Annotated in this window: 16 protein-coding genes; 8 read left to right on the top strand and 8 right to left on the bottom strand. The window is 57.8% G+C overall.

Annotated elements, in window-relative coordinates; all coding sequences use genetic code 11:
- Positions 1–113: 113 nt before the first annotated feature.
- On the bottom strand, positions 114–1,061 hold the full coding sequence (gene hpxR, locus FQK12_RS12175; protein ID WP_014228755.1) for a LysR family hpxDE operon transcriptional regulator HpxR: 948 nt from the start codon (positions 1,059–1,061) through the stop codon (positions 114–116).
- Positions 1,062–1,186: 125 nt separating this feature from the next.
- Between hpxR and hpxD the strand changes: the two genes are divergently transcribed.
- Together hpxD and FQK12_RS12165 are read left to right on the top strand one after the other, a co-directional pair.
- Entirely contained in the window at positions 1,187–2,224 is a 1,038-nt protein-coding gene (hpxD, locus tag FQK12_RS12170; RefSeq protein ID WP_014228754.1) for a molybdenum cofactor-independent xanthine hydroxylase subunit HpxD, read from the top strand.
- A gap of 13 nt (positions 2,225–2,237) precedes the next feature.
- A complete protein-coding gene (locus tag FQK12_RS12165) occupies positions 2,238–3,206 on the top strand; it encodes a PDR/VanB family oxidoreductase (protein ID WP_014228753.1) in 969 nt (322 codons plus the stop codon).
- Positions 3,207–3,216: 10 nt separating this feature from the next.
- On the opposite strand, the gene FQK12_RS12160 is transcribed toward FQK12_RS12165, so the two are convergent.
- From FQK12_RS12160 to leuO, 5 genes are all read right to left on the bottom strand, one after another.
- A complete protein-coding gene (locus FQK12_RS12160) occupies positions 3,217–4,245 on the bottom strand; it encodes an ABC transporter ATP-binding protein (RefSeq protein ID WP_014228752.1) in 1,029 nt (342 codons plus the stop codon).
- Positions 4,246–5,820 carry an ABC transporter permease gene (locus FQK12_RS12155; RefSeq protein WP_014228751.1) on the bottom strand — a complete coding sequence of 525 codons (1,575 nt, stop codon included), beginning with the start codon at positions 5,818–5,820 and terminating at the stop codon, positions 4,246–4,248.
- A gap of 23 nt (positions 5,821–5,843) precedes the next feature.
- Entirely contained in the window at positions 5,844–6,860 is a 1,017-nt protein-coding gene (locus FQK12_RS12150) for an iron ABC transporter substrate-binding protein (RefSeq protein WP_014228750.1), read from the bottom strand.
- Between the two features lie 261 nt (positions 6,861–7,121).
- Positions 7,122–7,646: a hypothetical protein gene (locus FQK12_RS12145; RefSeq protein ID WP_014228749.1), complete on the bottom strand. Its 525-nt coding sequence runs from the start codon at positions 7,644–7,646 to the stop codon at positions 7,122–7,124.
- A 466-nt stretch (positions 7,647–8,112) separates the two neighbouring features.
- Entirely contained in the window at positions 8,113–9,060 is a 948-nt protein-coding gene (gene leuO / locus FQK12_RS12135; RefSeq protein WP_014228748.1) for a transcriptional regulator LeuO, read from the bottom strand.
- Positions 9,061–9,968: 908 nt separating this feature from the next.
- Between leuO and FQK12_RS12120 the strand changes: the two genes are divergently transcribed.
- The 5 genes from FQK12_RS12120 (at position 9,969) to FQK12_RS12100 (ending at position 14,394) form a co-directional block, all read left to right on the top strand.
- Positions 9,969–10,349 carry a hypothetical protein gene (locus tag FQK12_RS12120; RefSeq protein ID WP_014228747.1) on the top strand — a complete coding sequence of 127 codons (381 nt, stop codon included), beginning with the start codon at positions 9,969–9,971 and terminating at the stop codon, positions 10,347–10,349.
- 45 nt (positions 10,350–10,394) lie between these two features.
- Positions 10,395–12,419, top strand: a complete 2,025-nt coding sequence (locus FQK12_RS12115) for a protein-disulfide reductase DsbD family protein (RefSeq protein ID WP_014228746.1) — start codon at positions 10,395–10,397, stop codon at positions 12,417–12,419.
- 6 nt (positions 12,420–12,425) lie between these two features.
- Positions 12,426–13,148, top strand: a complete 723-nt coding sequence (locus tag FQK12_RS12110; protein WP_014228745.1) for a DsbA family protein — start codon at positions 12,426–12,428, stop codon at positions 13,146–13,148.
- A gap of 44 nt (positions 13,149–13,192) precedes the next feature.
- Positions 13,193–13,951, top strand: coding sequence for a thiol:disulfide interchange protein DsbG (gene dsbG / locus FQK12_RS12105; RefSeq protein ID WP_014228744.1), 759 nt, complete (start codon positions 13,193–13,195; stop codon positions 13,949–13,951).
- Positions 13,952–14,058: 107 nt separating this feature from the next.
- Positions 14,059–14,394 carry a gamma-glutamylcyclotransferase family protein gene (locus tag FQK12_RS12100; protein WP_014228743.1) on the top strand — a complete coding sequence of 112 codons (336 nt, stop codon included), beginning with the start codon at positions 14,059–14,061 and terminating at the stop codon, positions 14,392–14,394.
- A gap of 43 nt (positions 14,395–14,437) precedes the next feature.
- Here FQK12_RS12100 and FQK12_RS12095 read toward each other — a convergent pair whose 3' ends face one another.
- Both FQK12_RS12095 and FQK12_RS12090 read right to left on the bottom strand, forming a co-directional pair.
- The gene (locus tag FQK12_RS12095; RefSeq protein WP_014228742.1) at positions 14,438–15,466 is read right to left on the bottom strand and encodes an LLM class flavin-dependent oxidoreductase; all 1,029 of its coding nucleotides are present in this window, start codon (positions 15,464–15,466) and stop codon (positions 14,438–14,440) included.
- A 192-nt stretch (positions 15,467–15,658) separates the two neighbouring features.
- Entirely contained in the window at positions 15,659–16,036 is a 378-nt protein-coding gene (locus tag FQK12_RS12090) for a RidA family protein (RefSeq protein ID WP_014228741.1), read from the bottom strand.
- Between the two features lie 238 nt (positions 16,037–16,274).
- Between FQK12_RS12090 and FQK12_RS12085 the strand changes: the two genes are divergently transcribed.
- Positions 16,275–17,162, top strand: coding sequence for an ATP-grasp fold amidoligase family protein (locus FQK12_RS12085; protein ID WP_014228740.1), 888 nt, complete (start codon positions 16,275–16,277; stop codon positions 17,160–17,162).
- Positions 17,163–17,169: the final 7 nt, after the last annotated feature.

Raw genomic sequence — 17,169 nt, 5'->3', positions numbered from 1 at the left:
ACACCGTCCCGGAGGCGGCGCTGCGCGCCTGTCCGGGCTACCGGATCGCAGACGCAGAGGAACCCGTAGCCCGGTCAGCGCAGCGCCACCGGGGAAACAGGCCGCAGAGTATTTCAGGCCGGGCATATTACGCAGACGGGGGGGGAAGCCGCTGTCCCGGCCTGCATCTCCTCCATCACGGCGGTCAGCTTCTGGATCGCCATCTGCGCCGGGCGGGAGAGCTGGCGCGATGGCGCGGTGCACAGGGCCAGGGTGAGCGGGCGCAGCAGCTTGTTGCGCAGCGGGACAAACGCCAGCTGCCCGAGCTTCACCTCTTCCAGCACGTCCAGACGGCTGAGAATAGTCACGCCGCCGCCTTTAAGCACCAGCGATTTAATCAGCCGGATATCGTTGCAGCTGATACTGTTCGCCGGGAAAAAATCATAATGGCGATAGAGCATCGCGACCCGATCGTGGACGATCAGCGGCGCGCCGGGAACAATATGCCGCTCCTCGCTGAGCTCGCCTAGCGACAGCATCGCAGCCTGCGCCTGGGGGTGATCCGGACGCATCACCGCGCCCATCTCCAGTTCAGCAAAGGCCAGTACGCTCAGTCCGGCCTGGCCTTCAGGATCCAGAATCAGGCCGAAATCAAGATCCGCCTGCCGCACCTTCTGGCTGACGGTATGGCTATCCGCGACCTGCAAATTCAGCTCGAGCCACTGCCAGCTGCCGATAATATCCGCCAGCGCGGCGGCAAAGCTCCCTTCCGCCAGCGCCTGCACCATGCCAAGGCTAACGGTGCCGCGCTTTAGCCCCTGCAGCTCATCAAACTTTTGCCGCGTCAGATGAAACTCCTTTTGCCAGCGCAGCAGATTGTCGTACAGCAGCTCTCCGGCGGTGGTCATGCGCAGCCCTTCCGGCAGGCGTTCGAACAGCGGCGTGCCGAAGGCCTCTTCCGCCTGCAAGATTTGCCGGTTGATGGCCGAGGCGGAAATATGCAGCTTTTCTGCCGCCCGCCGCAGGCTACCGCTGCGGGCGACTTCGGCAAAATAGAGGGCGAAACGTGAAAATGGGCTCATCGGTGACCTGTTCTCTTTTTTGCAACGGCTGGATGAATTCTTGCTGATGGATGTCAACACCCTAATATGACAACAATAAACTCACAACAATTAAACAAATGTTTTTGTGAGCAGGAAGAGAAGCCATGAACAGACCACAGCCCACCCCACCCGCCCATTGCACCTTTGAGCCTGAGGACTGGCTGCGCCTGGCGAAATGCTGGCACCCGGTCGCCCGCGCCTGCGATATCGGCCCCGCGCCGGTAAAAGCCACCCTGCTTGATGAGCAGCTGGTGATCTATCGTATTAAGGGCCAGGTGGTGGTCGCTCGCGACGTCTGCCCCCACCGCGGCGTGCCGCTGACGCTCGGCTTTCACGATGAAGAAGGGATCGTCTGCCCGTACCACGGCCTGCGCTTCGGCGAAGATGGCCGCTGTAACCGTATCCCGTCCAGCCCCGACCAGCCGGTACCGGCGAAGCTCAACCTCACCAGCTTTGCGGTTGAGGAGCGCTATGGCCTGATCTGGACCTGCCTGGCCTTCGACCCGGAGAACCCGATGCCGCTGCCGGTGATGCCGCACTGGCACGACGACGGCTTTCAGCAAATCAACTGCCCGGCCTTTGAGGTCAACGGCTTTGCGGGGCGCCAGGTAGAGGGCTTTCTGGATGTCGCCCATTTCGCCTGGATCCATACCGATACTTTCGCCGACCCGGATAACCAGGTGGTGCCGAACTATAACCCGCAGGAGACGTCGTTTGGTTTTATCGCCGATTACTGGAGTTCGGTCGGCAACTATCCCGCCAGCTCCGAGTTTCGCGCGCCGGAGGGCTTCCAGTGGCTGCGCCATTTCGAGATGCATCTGCCGTTTACCGCCACCCTGACGATTCATTTTCCCGGTGAGGCCAGGCTGGTGATCATGAACGCCGCCTCGCCGGTTTCCTCGCGGATAACCCGGATGTTCGCGCCCATCGCGCGTAATTTCGATCTGCACGTACCGGTAGAGGATGTTCACGCCTTTAACCTGCGCGTCTTTGAGGAAGATCGCCTGATGGTGGAGACCCAGCGCCCGGAGAGACTGCCGCTGGATTTAACGCTCGAAGCGCATATCCCCGCCGATCGCAGCTCCATCGCCTATCGCCGCGGACTGAAAAAAATGGGCTTCGGCGACTTTTTCCTCGTTTAAGTGGAGAGCCATCATGAGCGATGTAGTAGAGGTTACCGTTGACGGCCTCTGGCGCCAGGGCAGCCAGAACCTCGCCGTCAGGCTGGTGGCGCGGGACGGGCGACCGCTCCCCGCCTGGCAGCCCGGCGCGCATATTGACCTTCATCTGCCGTGCGGCATTATCCGCCAGTATTCGCTGACCGGCCCGGAGGACGCAGACGACGGCTACCTGATCTGCGTGGCGCTGGAGAAAGCGTCACGCGGCGGTTCGCGCTATATCCATCAGCAGCTGCGTCCCGGCCAGACGCTGTTGATTTCTCCCCCGCGCAATCTGTTTCCCTTACGGGCGGCGGAGCGGGTGACGCTGCTGGCCGCCGGTATCGGCATTACGCCGCTGTACGCGATGGCGCTAAGGCTGGAGGCGGAGGGCGTGCCGTTTACGCTGCACTATTACCTGAAAAATCGCGCCCAGGGGGCGTTTGTCCGCGAACTGCAGCGGCGATTCCGCGCCGAAAGCGTGGTGATTCACAGCTCTTGCGAAGGAGACAGCGCCCGGCAGCATTTAGCCGCCGCGCTGAACAAGACGCATACCGGATATCCGATTTATCTCTGCGGGCCAGAGGGATTTATGGCCGCCGCGCGCCGGGTCGCCATGGAACAAGGCTGGGCGGAAACGCTGATCCATAGCGAAGCCTTTCAGCCTGTCGCGATGCCCGCCGGCGCTGAGGAGGGAGAAACGTTTAGCGTGACGCTTGCGTCCTCGGGAGAGCGGTGGCCGGTGCCCCCGCATAAGACCATCGCCCAGGTGCTCCAGGAGAACGGCGTCGCCGTCCCCCTCTCCTGCGAGATGGGGATTTGCGGCGCCTGCCTGACGCCGGTTATCGAGGGGGTTGTCGACCACCGCGACACCGTGCAGTCGGAGGCGGAGAAATCCGCCGGCGCGCAGCAGATCGCCCTGTGCTGCTCCCGCAGCCGGTCGGCGAATCTGTGCATTGATTTATAGCCCGTCGGCGCTAGCGGGCAAAGACCCGCGCCTCGCCCACCACCTCAATGCGTACCGCCGCCCCCGGCCGCCATAACTGCCGGCTGACGGTTTTGACGATCAGCGGCTCGCCCTGGCCGGGCATCGCCAGGGTTAACGTTGACAGGTGGCCGCTAAAGTCCACATCGCGTACGGTGAGCGACTGTCCATCCGCCGGAGAGGGAGAGATAACCAGCTGCTCGGGGCGCAGCATGACCCTTCCCTGGCCGACGGCATGCGGATCATCGGTTGAAATTTCGCCAATCGCACAGCGCGCCCGCCCGCCGCGAAGCTCGGCGGGCAGCACCAGCGCATCGCCGAGAAATAGCGCGGTCTCTTCATCGACGGGACGGCTGTAGACCTCATACGGCGTGCCGACCTGGGCAAAACGTCCCTGGCGCATCACCGCGACCTGGCTGGCAAAGGAGAGCGCTTCATTCTGATCGTGAGTCACCAGAATCGACGCGACCCCGGCCTGCGCCAGTAAATCGGCGGTGGCTTTGCGCGTGGCCGCGCGCAGCCCGGTATCGAGAGCGGAAAAAGGCTCATCCAGCAGCATCAGCGCGGGCCGCTGCGCCAGCGCGCGCGCCAGGGCTACGCGCTGCTGCTGACCGCCGGAGATTTCGTGCGGCCAGTGGTTCGCCAGTTGACGGTCCAGCGACACCCTCTCCATCAGCGCCGCCACCTGCTGATATTTCTCCTGCCGGCTGCCGTCGAGGCCCCAGGCGATATTGTCCGCGACGTTCAGATGGGGGAACAGCGCGCCCTCCTGCGGCACGTAGCCCACCCCGCGCAGGTGGGCGGGAATAAATGTCCCCTGCGCAAACAGCGTGCGCCCCTGCATAACAATGCGTCCGCTATCCGGCGTTTCGAAACCCGCGAGGATCCGCAGCAGCGTGGTTTTACCGGAGCCGGAGGGGCCAACGATCGCCGTCCGGCTGCCTGCGGCCACCGTCAGATTCAGGTTTTCGAGCACCCGCGTACCGGCAAAAGATTTTGAGATTGAGGAGAGTTCAAGCATTTACAGGCCTGCGATTTTTTTCGACTGGATATAGAGAATGCCGGTCAGCGGCAGCGAAAGCAGAATCATCAGCATCGCGTAAGGCGCGGCGGCGACGTAATCAATTTCGCTGGTTAGCGCCCAGAAGCCGGTCGACAGCGTGCGGGTGCCGAGCGGAGAGAGCAGCAGCGTGGCGGTCAACTCATTGGTGATGCCGAGAAACACCAGCGCCGCCGCTGCCGCCGCGCCCGGCGCCGCCAGCCGCATGGTCACGCTCCACAGCGCCCGGCCGGGGCTGCGGCCCAAACTGCGGGCGACGTTTTCCAGCTCCACGGGGGCCTGCGCGATGCCGGCGCGCAGGTTGACCAGCGCCCGGGGCATAAACATCAGCAGCCAGGCGAGCAGCAGCGTGAACTCGGTCTGATAGATGGGGCGCGCGTAGTGAATGGTGACCGTCACCAGCGCCAGAGCCGTCACGATGCCGGGCAGAGAGCTGGTCATGTAGTTACACCCCTCCAGCAGTCGAATAAGGCGCTGCGGATAGCGAACGCCCAGCCAGGCAATGGGAATAGCGCAGGCGGTGGTGAGGAGAGCGCCCACCGCGCCGAGCAGCAGCGTTTGCCGCAGGGAGAGCCAGAGGTCGGCGTTTAACCAGTTCTCCACGCCGCCCAGCCATAGCCAGCGGCAGAGCACCATCAGCGGAACGCCCAGCGCCAGCATCACCAGCGTCAGCAGCGCGAGCTGGAGAGGGATCGCCGCCAGCCGGCCCAGCGGCTGCCGCTGCTGTTCGCGCGCGGCGCCCGAACCGATGCGGGCATAGCGCGCTTTCCCCCGCGACGCCCCTTCCAGCAGCAAAATAGCCAGACAGCAGAGCGCCAGCACCCCGGCCAGCATGTTCGCCGCCGGGCCGCTGAAGGTTGACTGGAACTGGTCATAGATGGCGGTGGTAAAGGTATCAAAACGCACCATCGCGAACAGGCCAAACTCCGCCAGCAGATGCAGCGCCACCAGCAGCGCGCCGCCGCATATCGCCAGCCTGAGCTGGGGCAAAACCACGCGGAAAAAGATCCGCCACGGCGGCGTACCTAATGAGGCGGCAACATCTTCCAGCGTCGGGTCCAGCCGCCGCAGAACGGCGGCAACCGGCATATAGATAAACGGGTAGTAGGCCAGCAGCGAAAGAAACACCCCGGCAGAGAGGCCGTGCATTGCCGGCACCGCGCTGACCCAGGCGTAGCTTTGCACAAAGGCCGGGATCGCCAGCGGCGCAACCGCCAGCACCGACCAGAGCCGCCGCCCCGCCAGCAGCGTGCGCTCCGTCAGCCAGGCCAGGCCAACGCCCAGCGCAATGCACAGGGGTACCGTCAGCGCGATAAGCCACAGGGTATTGCTCAACAGCTCAGCGACGCGCGGGCGAAAGACCAGCGCCTGGATTGTCTCCCAGCCGGTATCGACCCCTACGGCAATAACAAAACCCGGCGGCAAAAGCGCCAGCAGAGAAAACAGAACGGCTAACGCGATCATCGGAAAAGCAGGACGCCTGCGCTCGGGCAGGCGTTGGGCTTTTTTTCCGAGCGCGAAACTCAGAGAAGACATAGCGTGTTCACTTTAACGGACGATTACAGCAGGCCAGCCTGGGTCATCAAATCAACCACTTTTTTGCTGTTCAGCGAAGACGGCTCAACCTTCGGGGCCTCTAACGCTTTCAGCGGCGTAAGCTTCGGGTTGGACGCGGCGTTGACGCCAACGGCGTATTCAAAGGCGTTATTGGTGCGCAGTTCATCCTGTCCCTGCTTGCCGGTGATCCACTTGATAAAGGCCTGAGCCTGTTCCTGATGTTTGCTGGAGGCCAGCACGCCGCCGCCGGAAATGCTGACAAAGGCGCCCGGATCCTGGTTTTTAAAGTAGTGGAGACGGGTATTTTTGCTGTTCTCGCCGGTTTTCGCCTGATCGACAAAGCGGTAGTAATGATAGATAACGCCGCCATCAATCTGACCGGCATTCACCGCTTTCATCACCGTGCTGTTGCCCTTGTAGGCCACAAAATTGGTTTTCATCGCTTTAAGCCATGCCAGGGTTTCCTGCTCGCCTTTCAGCGCCAGCATGGCGCTGACGATGGCCTGAAAATCCGCGCCGGATGGCGAAGCGGCCCAGCGCCCTTTCCACTGCGGCTGCGCCAGATCCATCAGGGATGTCGGCAGCTGCGCTTCGCTGATTTTCGCCGGGTTATAGACGAATACGGTGCTGCGGGCGGCAATGCCTATCCAGCGGCCGTGCTCAGGGCGGTACTGCGGGGCGACCTGCTGAAGGGTCTCAGCCGCCAGCGGCGCAAACAGCTTCGCGTTATCCACCAGCACCATCGCCGGGGAGTTTTCGGTCAGAAAGACATCCGCCGGGGATGCCGTCCCCTCCTGCACCAGCTGATTACCCAGCTCGCTGTCGCCGCCGTTACGCAGCGTCACTTTAATTCCCGTCTCTTTGGTAAAGCCGTCAACCCAGGACTTCACCAGATTTTCATGCTGCGCGTTGTAGACCACAATCCCGTCGCTGCTGGCCGCCGCCAGCGCCTGCGGGACAATAAACGCGGAAGAAGCCATTAATGCAGCGGAGCAATAAGACACCAGACGAAAACGCATAAACTAATCCTTAATAGAGGTGGGCGAAGAGTCACTGGCCGCCGGCCGGCAAGGATTAAATCACAGAGGAATGTGAATGATAATGCAAACAATTACCATCTAATGAAAAAAGTGAAATGTACTGAGCGCGGGCGGATAAGGGCGAGAAAAATGCTATAAAAAAATAACCGCCGCGGTGAAGATTAAAATAACCTTAAGATAGCTTCATTTTTTATTACGGTTCTTTCAAAGCCCCACAGCGGGCGGGTTTTCGCCACTGTATTAGCGGAAACTCCACTGTATGCTCACCACAAAGACGGCGGGAAGAATAATTCCGCTTTCAACGCCGAAATAATCGGTAAAGTTGTATTGGAAACCATGATAAATATAGGGAGAAAAGCCGATGCCGGTGGCGTCTTTAAAATCCTTATAAGAACCATGATCGCCGCAGTGCTCGAAGGCCGAGAAAAAAAACTCGCCAACGTAGCCATAAATTCCCTTAAACACCCAGCCGTTGCCCAACGAGACCCAGTCGCGGCGAACCCCCAGCGCAATGCAGCGATCGTCAAAGCTGTTTTTCATCGTTCCGGCCAGCAGGCTGTACGGCGAATCTTTGGAGAATCTGCGCTCAACGGAGGCAAACTGGTTGTCAAAACCTTCGGTGTACTGGCCGTGGTTGTTCGACAGATGGTAAATCCAGGAGCCGGTATTAACCGAATACAGGTTAATTTCATCCGCCTGTAGGGCCGTCGATGACATCATCAGGGTGGCGACGGCCACCGCAGGCTTCATCATTTTTCTGCGCATCAACATCATCCCCTGGTTCAGGCGTCGGCCCGGCTGGATAATAAGAGTATATACCCGTCGTCTTTCAAGTTGCTTTTTTGTTGGCTACGTTCGTTCACCCCAGTCACTTACTTGAGTAAATTCCTGGGGATTAATGAGAGGCTCCTGCCTCTCACCGGCGGCCAGCCTTCGGCTGGTCAAATTCGTTCCCGACGAATTTGTCTCTCTCTTGCCGCCTCAAAGCAACTCGAAATCCATTGGGTACAGAAACCGCCGGTTGGCTCTGCCGGAGAAATGCGCGATTTTAGGTAAATAGATTTTTTAATGAAATTCTGGCGGGTTAAATTTATTAATACAGCGTATTTTATCTGGTCATCAGTGCCTGATGAACAAGAATAAAGCGGGGATCTTAATTAATGTTCAGGGCGAGAGTTGAGCGTGAATAATAAAATACCTGGCGTCTTACCAGGCATTTCTTCAGGTCTATTTAGCGCTGGCAAATTTTTATTAGCAGCTCCGCCATCCAGCGATGGCTTCTCTCCTGGCCCGCCGTTTCATGCCACGAAAGATAGCAGGTACGGCTGTCCATTTCTAAAGGCAGCGGCAGCAGCTGTAGCGCAAACTGCTCTTCAAACTCTTTCGCCAGCCATTCCGGCGCGATAGCCACCATATTGGTTTGCGACACCACGCTCAACACGCTGACCATCGCGTTACCGTGAAAAGCGACGCAGGCCTGCTGCTCTTCAGAGCTATACCAGGGATAGCTGAAGGAGGCGTAGCGATCCAGCGCGACGGTAGCATGCTGCTCGCGATAAATATCCTCCTCGCTCAGCGGCGATGCGATACGCGGATGGTTGCGCCTGGCCACCAGCACCATTCGGTCATGGAATAGCGGGATGCTGGTAAATTCCGGATGATTGAATTTGTTGTAATCGAGTACAAATTCCACCTCCTGATAGCGCAGCTGATTTGTCACCTGCTGACTTAGCGAAGATTTAAAGGAAAGAGTGACCCTGGGAGCAATCTCGCTGATTTTGTTAAAAATAAGCGGAGTCAGGTAGTTATCCAACGGGCTACAGACGCAAAGGTTGTAATTACGTTCGCAGTCCAGCGGGTCGAAAAGCGTATCCGGTAGCTCATTTTGCACCAGCGACAGCGCGCGACGAACGGAGCTAAACAGCTGAAAGGCGCGCTCCGTCGGTTTTATCCCGCGGCCGTTGCGGACGAACAGTTCATCCTTAAACAGCACCTTCAGGCGAGAGACCGCGCTGCTGACCGCCGGCTGCGACATGCCCAGCGTGTGCGCCGCTTTGGTTAAGCTTTGCTCCTGCATAACGGTATCAAAAATGGTTAACAGGTTAAGATCGACTTTCCGCAAGACGGGCTGCCGGACTTTCGGTTCAGAGGTTGCTTTAGATGTTGTATTTTCACTCATGTAGGGAACTCCACCAGCACATTAATCAGCGATTCTGCTTCGTAACACTGAGACCTTTCGCCAAAGGAAAAAAATGGGCAGATAAATCACCATCGGCCCCAGCAGCCATGTGTTATCGGTTTCCAGCAGCACGCTCAAATGTATGAAACTTATTATCAAAATGGTAAACAGTAAAAGAATATGAAACGTATTATGTTTTCTGGAGAAAACGGCATAGCGGTAAAGCATTCTTTTTTCCTTCGTTCACTCCTTGAACAAGGGAGAATACCATATAAAAAGTGATGAAATTTCTGAAAAATACGCGACTAAATCCTAATAAGTAGATTCACATTAAAATTATTCAGATTTGCTTAGGTAAATCTTAAACACTCCAAATTCAGATATTCCTTTGCCAGGGCAGTCGCGATAAAACCAGGCAATCACATTCCGTTGCGAGTAATAGCGAGAGAAGAGAAATTATTTCACAGGCAATAATAACGGCTATGTAGCAATAGCAGGAAAGAGATCTAAAAGGAGTGATTAAAGATGTTCAGAGGCGTATTCAACAGAAGCGAGAGGCTTTATTACCGATACCGTGCGGATTCGCTAAGCAAGTGTTGGGCCGCCATCGAGGCCTCGAACCCCGTTCCCTACAACGTACGTCGTTCGCTCTTCCAGATGAGCTAATGGCGGTCAGGCGCTAAGCAGTCACGTCCGGCAGCGGCGTGCCGGTACCGCTTAGCGACGCGAATAGTAGCCGGATGCATCAACGCTGTAAATAATATAAATGTACTAAATACCTGAACGCCCGCCTTTCCGCCGCATACGCCGGCAACGTTATCCATCCAGACAAAACCTTACACGCCAGCCTCTTGTACATTGATAAGGATTGTTTATGATCCTCGGGTTCTGTCTTGTCCTGGTACCCTATGCACAATCGTCGGCTTCCTGGTAAATGGTTTTTGATACTGACCTGCCTGGTCATGGCATTCTGCCTTGTTCAGCGGGCGGCCTATCTGCACCATTTTTTGGCCGATGTCGGCGCCGGCACGCAGGCGATACCCTTCAGCGCGCAGGCCCAGCAGCCGTCTTCTGAGGAGGCTGAGCCAGGACCCTCGCCCTGTCAGCTGAGCGCTAAATCCCTGCTCTGCGCGCAGCCGCTATTCTTTGATGGCGCCTTACCTGCCGTCATACTCTTCCTCGCCCTGCTTCAGCTGCTCACCGCAGGGCGTCCGGTGGTTTTCCGGGACGATCCCGTCCGGCCGCCCACGCTGCGAATACACCTTAAAAACTGCGTTTTCCGTGAATGAAAAATCGTTCTTAGACGATTAATTTTTAAATTCACGGAGAAAAAAATGCTGAATATCTTCAGGGGCGTCGTCTTCCTGTTGCTGGCCTGCGCGGGCGTTGCCCACGGGGCGGACACCGGATGGCTGACATCCCCGCAAAACGACCATGCCCGGATCCGCTTTCAGGCGGAAAAAGGAAACGATCGGATCGACGGACTGCTCTCTATTGAGCTGGCTTCCGGCTGGAAAACCTACTGGCGCTCGCCGGGCGAAGGCGGCGTCGCCCCGCAAATCATCTGGAACAACGGGGAACAGGCGCGGTGGTACTGGCCTGCCCCGTCAAGATTCAAGATTTCCGGCCTGACGACCCAGGGCTACCATGACCGGGTCGCGATCCCGATGACGATCGCCGCCGCCCCCGGCGACGTGCTGGAAGGCACGCTTACGCTATCGACCTGCAGCAACGTCTGTCTGCTGACCGACTACCGTCTGCGTCTCGATTTCAATCAGCCCGCGGACGGCGATTTCCGGCACGCCTTTGCCCGGGCCATGCGCACTGTCCCGGCAGATACCGGCGTAACCAACGATCTCGCCGCGCATCGGGTCGGGAGCCAGCTGGTCATCACCGCCACCGCGACCGGCGAATGGAAAAACCCCGGGATCTATTTTGACCCTATGGACGGGGGAATTGTGGCCGGCGATCCGGACATTCGCGCCGAGGGCAGCCACCTCAAGGTGACGGTACCGGTCACCGACGAATGGGGAGAAATACCCGCCACGCTGGCAGGAAAAGCGCTGTCGTTGGTGCTGACAAATGGTGAAAAAGCGCAGCAGATAAACCTTACGGCTGGCGCGGATATCGCCCCGGCGGCAACGGTTAGTTTCGGGAAAATAGTGCTTTTCGCGCTGCTCGGCGGCTTAATCCTTAACCTGATGCCGTGCGTATTGCCGGTGATGGGCATGAAGCTCAGCGCGGTGCTGCAGGCCGGTTCAGACCGGGGCATGGTCAGGCTGCGTTTTCTGGCCACCAGCGCGGGTATTCTGACCTCGTTTGCTCTGCTGGCGCTGATGGTGACGATACTGAAGCTCACCGGCGCATCGCTGGGCTGGGGGATCCAGTTTCAGAATCCCTGGTTTATCGGCTTAATGGTTGCCGTCACCTTTCTCTTTTCGCTGAACCTCTTCGGGGTAGTCGAGATGCTGCTTCCCTCGGCAGCCGTGAGCCGGCTGGCGACCGCCGGCGGCGCCGGGATGGCGGGCAGCTTCTGCGAGGGCGTTTTTGCCACCCTGCTGGCAACGCCCTGCTCGGCTCCCTTCCTGGGTACGGCCGTCGCTTTCGCGCTTGCCGCTCCGCTTCAGGAGCTGTGGCTGATTTTTCTGGTGCTCGGGCTGGGGATGGCTGCGCCGTGGCTGTTCGTCGCCCTGTTCCCGCAAACCGCCGCCCTGCTCCCCCGCCCCGGCCGCTGGATGAACACCCTGAAAATGGCGCTTGGCGTCATGATGCTGGCCTCCAGCCTCTGGCTGACGACGCTGCTCGGCCTGCACCTGGGCGAAACGGCGGGCGGCATGCTGACGCTGGCCCTCACCGTGGCGGCCCCGATCGCCTTGTTAGTCGCCCGTCCGCGAGCGACGCCAGCCTTCTGGCTGGTGATTATCGCGCTGGCGGCGTTTGCCGGCTTTCAGGTTCGCGGCCTGCTCGCCGAGGGTGCTATCGTCTCGTCGCCGGAGGCTAACGCTCAGCAAATTCGCTGGCAGCCTCTCAGCGAGGCGGCCATCCAGAGCGCGCTGGCGGATGGCAAACGGGTGTTTATCGATATCTCAGCCGACTGGTGCGTCACGTGCAAAGTCAATGAACACCGGGTGTTAAATCAGCCCGCCATCATCAGCGCGTTGGCTGAGCCGGATGTCGTCGCGCTGCGCGGCGACTGGAGCAAGCCCTCTGAGCCGATAGCCCGTTTCCTGCAAAGCCGAAACCGTTACGCCATTCCCTTCAATCAGGTCTACGGTCCAGGCGTGCCGCAAGGAGAGACGCTCCCGCCGCTGCTCGATCAACAAAGCGTCCTGAACGCGCTCACTCATGCCAGAGGTTAATTAACGATGAAAAATACGCTGCTCACTTTTCTTCTTCTCTCGGCGTCGTTGACGGCGTCAGCCTCGTCGCCGCTCACGCCGGCGCAGGAGGCCCGCGTGCAGGCACTGGTCCAGGAGACGCTGCTCAGCCATCCTGAAATTTTGATCGCCGCGGCCGATAAGCTCGATCGGCAGAATGCCCGGGCGGAACAGGAATCGCTCAACCAGGTGCTGTCGCAGTACGGCGATTTTCTCTTTCACGACCCCCACTCACCGCGAATCGGCGCGCAAAAGCCGAAGCTGACGCTGGTGGTCTTTACGGATCATAACTGTCCGTATTGTAAAAAGTTTGACCCCTATCTGGAGAAGATTGTGGAAAAATACCCGGATGTTGCGGTGATCTTTAAGTTTCTGCCCTGGCGCTCCGAAAGCTCAATGACCGCGGCCAGGGATGCGCTCACCCTGTGGCGCACGCATCCTGAACAGTTCGCCAAATTTAATGCGATCCTGATGGCAAAAAAGGGGTATCACGACGGCGCCAGCCTTGAGCAGGCGAAAAAAAAGGCGGGCGTCATCGTGGCTAAGCCGGATGCGCAAAGCCTGGAGACGATTCAGAAAAGCTTCTCTGTCGCCGAAAAGCTCGGCATTCAGGGAACGCCGGCCACGCTAATTGGTGATGAGATGCTGTCGGGCTGGATCCCCTGGGAGCAATTTGATGCCACAATCGGCGATGCGCTGAAAAAACAGTAACCCACGTCAGGGGGAGCGTTCCCCCTGCATTGAGAGGCGATATGATGAAATATATTTTCCTGCTGGCGGCCTGGATGATACCGGGCCTGGCGCTTGCGGAGGGGGCGATTCCCCAGATAGTTAAAAACTTTGGTGAACAGCAAGGGATCAAAATTATCAAGGAGATAGATTCCCCCGGCGGCGTAAAAGGCTGGGTCGGTCAGTATCAGGATATGGGGGTGACCCTGTTTTTAACCCCGGACGGAAAGCACGTCATTTCCGGGTATCTTTATGATGATAAAGGGCAAAACCTCAGCGAGGGGTATTTTAAAGAAGCGATCTATACCCCATTAGGCCGCGAAATGTGGAAGAAGCTGAACGATGCCGGGCCGCTCAAGGAGGGCGCGGATTCGGCGGCCCGAAAAGTCATCGTCTTCGCCGATCCGTTCTGCCCTTACTGCAAGACGTTCTGGTCGGCGGCGCAGCCGTGGGTAAAAGCCGGTAAGGTCCAGTTGAATACCCTGCTGGTTGCCTTTCTCAATCCGAAAAGCGGCCGATACGCCACGGCAATCCTGAATGCCAAAGATCCGGTAGCCGCCTGGCAAGAGTATGAACTCTCCGGCGGCAAAAAAGTGCCGCGCTTTGACGGCGTGACGCCGCGCGAAACCTTTAATCTTCTTCAGCATAACCAAAAGCTGATGGATGATTTGGGCGCCAGCGCGACGCCGGCCATCTATTACATGAACGAACAGAACGAACTCCAGCAGGTGGTCGGCATGCCCGACAAGAAACAGCTGCTGGAGATGTTCGGACCTGAGCCCTGATGAAGAGCGGGCGTCCCGCGGGGCGCCTTGCCAACCCCGGCCAGAGCTCGTATTTTAAGACCTGCTCTGCCCGTCCGGGCCTTCAACGCTTGAGTGATTGAGGAATAATGGAACGTTTATTTGTCTACGGCACGCTGCGTCCGGGCCACTCCAATGCCCATATTATGGACAACATTGGCGGCGAGTGGCTGCCCGGCTATGTACAGGGTCTGTTTTATGAACGCGGCTGGGGAGCGGCGGCGGATTTTCCGGGGATCGTGCTCGACAACAACGGGCCTCGGGTCGACGGCTATCTGTTCCTGTCCGCGAATCTTAGCGCCCACTGGCCAATGCTGGATGCGTTTGAAGAGGGCTACGACCGCGTTGCCGTTGACGTTACCATGGAAGACGGCCAGCGCGTGACCGCCTGGATCTATCAGCTACAGCCAAAGGTCGCAGCGTAAAACCCTTTCGCCCCGCGCCTGCGGGGCGTCGCTCAGCGCGGGTTTATGCGTCGCGCCAGCCCATTGCCGGCGCAACGTGCTTCAGTATGGACTCAATCACGTGGGCGTTATACTCCACGCCCAGCTGGTTCGGCACCGTCAGCAACAGCGTATCCGCTTCGGCAATCGCCTCGTCCTGCTTCAGCTGTTCGACCAGCTTATCCGGCTCTGCGGCGTAGCTGCGGCCAAAAATGGCGCGGGTCTTCTCGTCGAGGAAACCTATCGAATCGCTCTCGTCACGGCCTGAACCGAAATACATCCGGTCGCGATCGTTCATCAGAGCGAAAATGCTGCGGCTGACCGAAACCCGCGGCGTGCGCGTATGGCCCGCTTCTGCCCAGGCCTCGCGATAGGCGCGGATCTGCTTCGCCTGCTGGATATGGAACGGCTCGCCGGTTTCATCGTCTTTCAGCGTCGAACTTTGCAGGTTCATCCCCAGCGTTGCCGCCCATCTTGCCGTCGCATTCGAACCGGCGCCCCACCAGATTCGCTCGCGCAGCCCTTCAGAATATGGCTCAAGCCGCAGCAGTCCCGGCGGATTGGGGAACATGGGCTGCGGGTTAGGTTTCGCAAACCCCTCTCCGCGCAGCGCGTCCAGCAGCACTTCGGTGTGGCGGCGCGCCATGTCGGACTCGTTTTCGCCCTCGCCGGGAACATAACCAAAATAGCGCCAGCCATCGATCACCTGCTCCGGCGAGCCGCGGCTGATACCCAGCTGTAAACGGCCGCCGGAGATTAAATCCGCCGCGCCCGCATCCTCGGCCATATACAGCGGGTTTTCATAACGCATATCGATAACGCCGGTGCCGATTTCAATACGTTTGGTTTTCGCCCCGACCGCTGCCAGCAGGGGAAACGGCGAGCTAAGCTGGCGGGCGAAATGATGCACCCTGAAATAGGCGCCATCCGCGCCCAGCTCTTCGGCGGCAACGGCGAGATCGATGGATTGCAGCAGCGCATCAGCGGCCGAACGCGTCCCGGACTGCGGCGACGGCGTCCAGTGACCAAATGACAAAAAGCCAATCTTTTTCATGACGTGGGTGTCCTGGGTTGCAGGGAGGTCGTTGGCAGGTGGCGCATAATGAAAAACGTGTCTGCCGCGTTATGCCTCTACTCTACGCATAACCCGGTGAGAATAAATATCGTTTGTTTAACCGAATGCTTCAAATAAATTGATTGAGTCTGCCCGGCGGCGCAGACCGCGGCCCGGGCAATAAACACTGGCTCACAGGCCGAATATTGCCTCAATTTCAATTTTGAGATCCGCAGAAAACAGGCGGCTGACTTCTACGAGCGAGCTGGCGGGTAGATGATCGCCGTAGTTCCGGTAAAGCACTTTGCGCAACTCGTCGATCTCATCAAAAGAAGTGATAAAGATCGTGACTTTGATAAGAGAGGAAAAATCGATGCCTTCGGCGCGGGCAACGGTTCGTATCTGCGTAAAAACCTCCTCCGCCTGTGCGCCAATACCGGCCTGCTGCGCACGGGTGCCAAACGCGGTGAGCCCTGAAATATAGAGCGTGTTCCCGTGCTTAACCGAATGAACGTAGGGTGCCTTGACCTCGCCCAGTTCAGGGTAATTTTTCCGTACCATCTGACTCATACCGATATCCTTATTTAAGTTAAAACTGACAACCCTTCTGACATGCTGTTGTTACCGCCCAGCGTAGCCGTATCAAAGGTATTTTTACCGATTCGCTAAAAGCCCGTTCTTACTGGCGCCAGCCGCGGACGCGTTGTTATTTCACGCCACAGCCAGTCTGCTCCATCTCCACTCCATAATCTGAACAATATCACTCAATCCTCCTTCGTCAGAATATTCATTACGCTCAGGAGGAACCATGAACAAGCTGAACTACTCTCTTAAATACGTCGAATACTTATTCAGAAAATGCCGGGGAATGATGACTTCGGATCTTTACTTTCATACTGCCAAACTCAACAAAGCGTCGCAAACCTTTGCCAATCTCAAAAAACCTATCACGCTGAGTGAGAAGATATGCCACCGCCTCGTCTTCGATCATAACGCCCTTTATACTCTGCTGGCCGACAAACTGGCGGTCAGAGAATATGTCCGTACACGAACGCAGCTTGTGCAGGTGATACCGTTAATTGGCGTTTACCACCGCGCAGAGGATATTGATTTTAGCAGACTCCCGGCAAAATTCGTGTTGAAGTGCAATCATGACTGCGGCAGCACCGTTATATGCACCGACAGAGACAATTTTAATCCGGCCAATACCTTAAACCGACTCAAGCTGGCGCTCAAAAAGAATATGTATTACACAACCCGAGAGTGGCAATATAAGCATATTGCCCCGGTTATTCTCTGTGAGATGTTTATCGACTTATTTTCTGACCGAGATAAGAACGTTACGCCTGAAATGTTAAGAATACACTGTTTTCATGGGGTAGCCTGCTTTGTGGAGGCTGATTTCACCGATAAACAGGGGCGCGAATATATTAATGTCTATGACAGATCGTGGCGGCTGCAGCCTTTTCAGATGGAATATCCAAACACGCCGGGGCCGGTACCTGAACCCGAATCCTTTCATCGCGCCGTCACTGCCGCGCAGGAATTGGCAAAAGAGATTGACTACTGCCGTGTCGATCTGATGCTAAAAGAAAATGAAATCTATTTCAGTGAAATAACATTAAGTCCGAAGCGAGGTAAACTTAATATCACACCGGCGATATGGGATGCTAAGCTCGGGGACATGTGGCACTGATGTCTCC

The sequence above is a fragment of the Klebsiella sp. ME-303 genome, assembly GCF_007910085.1.
Lineage (GTDB): Bacteria > Pseudomonadota > Gammaproteobacteria > Enterobacterales > Enterobacteriaceae > Klebsiella > Klebsiella michiganensis.
The sequence above is the reverse complement of the archived record's forward strand: the minus strand, read 5'-3'. Positions and strand labels throughout refer to the sequence as shown.